The 4,317-nt window shown below is 37.4% G+C and carries 4 protein-coding genes; 1 reads left to right on the forward strand and 3 read right to left on the reverse strand.

Features of this window, described 5'->3' with window-relative positions; genetic code table 11:
• The 3 genes from HU235_RS06490 to HU235_RS06500 all read right to left on the reverse strand — a co-directional run.
• On the reverse strand, window positions 1–1,128 hold a 1,128-nt coding region (locus HU235_RS06490), incomplete at its 3' end, for a protein adenylyltransferase SelO (RefSeq protein ID WP_174879686.1).
• Between the two features lie 250 nt (window positions 1,129–1,378).
• Window positions 1,379–2,659 (reverse strand): MFS transporter, encoded by a 1,281-nt coding sequence (locus HU235_RS06495; RefSeq protein WP_174879687.1) that lies wholly within the window; start codon window positions 2,657–2,659, stop codon window positions 1,379–1,381.
• 149 nt (window positions 2,660–2,808) lie between these two features.
• Window positions 2,809–3,756, reverse strand: a complete 948-nt coding sequence (locus HU235_RS06500; protein WP_174879688.1) for an aldo/keto reductase family protein — start codon at window positions 3,754–3,756, stop codon at window positions 2,809–2,811.
• 197 nt (window positions 3,757–3,953) lie between these two features.
• Here HU235_RS06500 and HU235_RS06505 point away from each other — a divergent pair, with 197 nt between their 5' ends.
• Complete coding sequence (locus HU235_RS06505) at window positions 3,954–4,106, forward strand: hypothetical protein (protein ID WP_170944440.1); 153 nt, start codon at window positions 3,954–3,956, stop codon at window positions 4,104–4,106.
• Window positions 4,107–4,317: the final 211 nt, after the last annotated feature.

Consider the following 4,317-nt stretch of genomic DNA (forward strand, 5'->3'; position numbering starts at 1 on the left):
CGTATAATCTGCTTTATATTTCTGCATAAGATTTAATAGCTCCTCAATGAGCGATTCATCCTCTGCTTCTTCGTTAAAGAGACCGAGCTTTTCTCTCATTCCTTGGTTCCAATACTGATAAAACAGTTCAGTGAACTGAGAAATTTCAGCTTGAGCCATTTTCACCGCTTCTTCTTCATCATCATGAAGGAATGGCAATAATGTTTCTGCAAACCTTGCAAGATTCCAGCCTCCTATATAAGGCTGATTTCCATAAGCATAGCGTCCTTGCGTATCAATTGAGCTAAAGACAGTTGCTGGATCATATGTGTCCATAAAGGCACATGGCCCATAATCGATTGTTTCACCACTTATTGTCATATTGTCAGTATTCATAACACCATGAATAAATCCAACTAGCTGCCATTGCGAAATTAGCTTTGCTTGACGCTTGATTACCTCCTTTAGGAATGAAAGATAGCGATCATGATCGTTTATAATGTCCGGATAATGACGTTCAATCGTATAATCAGCCAATTGCCGAAGCTCTTCCTTTTTCCCCCACTGTGCACCATATTGAAAGGTACCGACTCGTATATGGCTAGCTGCGACACGAGTAAGAATTGCTCCAGGTAAAATCGTTTCGCGAATAACCTCTTCTCCTGTTGCAATGACAGCTAAACTTCTCGTCGTTGGGATTCCAAGTGCGTGCATCGCTTCACTCATAATATATTCACGAAGCATTGGTCCAAGTGCTGCACGTCCATCTCCTCCACGGGAAAACGGTGTTCTTCCTGGTCCTTTTAATTGAATATCGACACGCTCTCCTTTAGGTGTTAGATGCTCACCAAGTAATATGGCACGTCCATCCCCAAGCATATTAAAATGACCAAATTGATGTCCAGCATATGCCTGACCAAGCGGAGATGCCCCTTCTGGTATTTCATTTCCAGCAAGCTGTTCTACACCTGCTTTACATTGAAGCCCCTGCTCTTTTAAGCCAAGTGTTTCTGCTAAACGGCTGTTCACAATGACCATTTTTGGGGAGCGTACTTCAGTAGGTAGTTGTAATTTAAAAAATGTATGTGGTAAACTCGTATAACTATTATCAAAATTCCATCCAATTTCGACGTTATCTTCCTTAGTCATTATGTTCTCCTTATATCTCATAAAAAATTTTTTTGCCAAACTCTTTTTATTGTCCGCTACAAATGATTTGTTATTCGATTTAGTCATGATAAAAATGAAATGGATATCATTTTCTTTATCATACCATGAAAAAAATTCCTTTACCTATTTCATGATTGCAGTATAAGTTCTTGATATGAAAAAGAATATCTTTTACATAAAAAAAGTAATGGACCTTTAAAATCCATTACCAATTTTTAAAATTAGATATCTAGGCTGTGATCTCCTTGCTTTGAGTAACTTCACTAGATTTTTCTTTAATTAATAAACCACCGATTAAGCCCATCAAGGCAAAAAGGGCAGGAATCATAAAGCCATAAAAATACCCTACACTCGCTTCTGCACCGTGAAAATGATCTAATACTTTTCCAAATGCACTAGGTAATAAAACAGCACTAATAAATCCACCCATATTTGCAAAGCCTGAGACTACACCAACCTCTTTCACATCAAACGATTTGCGGACAACGGCAAATGTTAAGGCACTCGCACCATTTCCATAGCCAATTAAAAAGTATAGAGCAATTAGCATAAAATACGGTGGCTTCCCGTTAAAGAGTAAAAATGCTGACCAGCTTAAGAAAACGATAATATGGACAAAAATATAGGGCTTTTTAATTGTTCCTAAACGACTTGAAATCCAGCTTGTTAAAGGTGCACCAATCATAGCACCGAACAATCCGATCATCACAAATTGACTTGCTCCAGAGCGTGTCATATCAAACACATGCATTCCATAAGGAACTGCCCAGGATCCGATAAATCCAACGTATGTTCCTACTGTTCCATAGTGACATAAAAAGGTTGCCCATGCTTGACGATTAGAGAAAACCCTTTTTAAAATAACACCTGTTTTTTCTCGTTTTTGAATTGGCTTTGCTGCCTGTGAATTTGCTGGCTGATGTAATTTTTCCATTTTACGCGGATTTTTTACTAGGACAAAATAAAGAAGGATTCCACATAAGCAAAGGACAATTCCTGTCGTAAAAAATGGTGGCCTCCACCCTGTCCAGGCAATCCACATGGAAAATGGGACGGTCGCCATTAAAAATCCTAGACTTCCTGTCATACCTGCCATACCAAGTAATTTGACAAACTCATTTCCTTTAAACCATTGGCTTAAAATTAACACAAGGTTAACCCAAATTGTTGCATCCCCTGTTCCGACAATTAATCTTGCTAAAAGAAGCACCGTCTCATTTGGGGCAATACTATAAAGCAATGTACCGATACCAGTAAGAAAAGTCCCAATAATTAGAAACACATTAGGACCGAACCGATCAGATAAAATTCCTACTGGAACTTGTAAGCCTGCATAAGCAAAAAATTGAATACTTGTTAGCAAACCAATTGTTGATGCTGTTACTTGAAAATCTTTCATTAATTGGTCTGTAATTAATCCTGGTGCAGTTCGTTGACTGACAATCATAAAATAGGTCAATAATACACTAGCAAAAACGATCCAACGATACTTGCTGTTTTTTTTATCCATCTGTCTATACTCCTGTTAGTTAAGATTCCGATCTATATTATACGCTAAATATCTGTTCATGGATTTTTTTTTGCATAGATTCGTATAAAAAAGCAGAAGATCGAGAGTAAATTGATCTTCTGCTTTCATCTATGAAACTTTTAGAAAGATTAATCAGCTAAAATTTCTTCAATTTGCTGCAATGTATCTTCACTTAGTTTTACCCCAGATGCTTTGACATTTTCCTCAAGCTGTTCAGGTCGACTAGCGCCAACAAGTGCACTAGCAACATTTGGCTTTCTTAGGATCCAAGCAATAGCCAGCTGTGAAAGCGTGAGGCTTTCCTTTTCAGCAATTTGTTTAAGATTTTCAACTTTATCTAGATTTTTATCATTTAATACTCCGTAAAGATCGCCTAAATTTTCTTGAGCAGCACGGCTTCCCTCAGGAGCTGCCTCTCCTTTTTTATATTTACCTGTTAAAACTCCTTGGGCTAATGGAGAGAAAACGACCTGACCTATACCGTGTTTTTCACTGACAGGAATAATTTCCTTTTCTATATACCGTTGGAGCATACTATAGTTTGGCTGGTTGACCACAATGCGATCCAATAGTTTTTTATCCGCAAGATGAACTGCTTCTGTAATTTGTTCTGGTGTCCATTCACTGACACCAACGTAAAGAACCTTTCCTTGTCTAACAAGATCGTCTAGTCCTCGCAATGTTTCCTCAAGTGGTGTTTCTTTATGATAGCGGTGACAATAATAAATATCAATATAATCTGTCCCAAGTCTTTTTAAGCTTGCATGACATTGTTCCATGATATGTTTCCGAGAAAGGCCTTCATCATTCGGACCATCGCCCATTTTTCCAAATACCTTTGTAGCTAATACATAGGAGCTGCGATCATATTTGCTAAGCGCCTTCCCAACAACCTTCTCTGCTTCCCCTCGCATATACACATTGGCAGTGTCGAAAAAATTAATCCCTAGCTCATATGCCTTATCAATCGATGACGTAGCTCTTTGCTCCTCGACATACCCACCATACGTTAGCCAGCTACCTAAACTAATTTCACTAACCTTCAAACCGGTATTCCCTAAGCGACGATATTGCATGTTGTGAGCACCTTCCCTAACTATGTATTTTTAGGAATGACATTATCAAACCACATTTATTTTACCATCATCAGGAATATTTTTCCCTCTATATGCTTGAGAGAAAAACATGTGGATTCTTATAAATGGGTGTATAAAAATATGTAAAAAGGTCAAAGACAAGATTATAACAACGATTACAATAAGGAGGTGCCTTGATGAAAAAAGATGAACATCTAAAGAATCAAATACTTTATGTAACAAATGATGCTTATGAGAGATTGCATCAAACGGATGATCCAAGTCAGCTGGAGGATGTAGAAATTGTTGATTTAGGAGGAAATGTAGGTTACCAACCAAAGGATAGGTAGAATGTAAATGGTCTTTTGATTTCCCATTTCATCATGTATTTGAATGCAGGGTACATCTTTACTCGTCATAATAGCTATATACATAAAACGAAACCTTGAAATGCATTTAGCCAATCAAGGTTCTAATTTTTATGATAATTTATCCTATTAATCTTTTAAAGCTTTCATTTTTCAATTAACTCTCATTCTCTGCATACTTCCTATTTAAAAT

Source organism: Metabacillus niabensis (assembly GCF_902829255.1).
Taxonomy (GTDB): Bacteria; Bacillota; Bacilli; order Bacillales; family Bacillaceae; genus Metabacillus; species Metabacillus niabensis.

Bases quoted from the DNA above. Each gene is read 5' to 3' on its own strand.
- HU235_RS06500 (WP_174879688.1), bottom strand. From the start codon at position 3,756: ATGCAATATCGTCGCTTAGGGAATACCGGTTTGAAGGTTAGTGAAATT.
- HU235_RS06495 (WP_174879687.1), bottom strand. From the start codon at position 2,659: ATGGATAAAAAAAACAGCAAGTATCGTTGGATCGTTTTTGCTAGTGTA.
- HU235_RS06505 (WP_170944440.1), top strand. From the start codon at position 3,954: ATGAAAAAAGATGAACATCTAAAGAATCAAATACTTTATGTAACAAAT.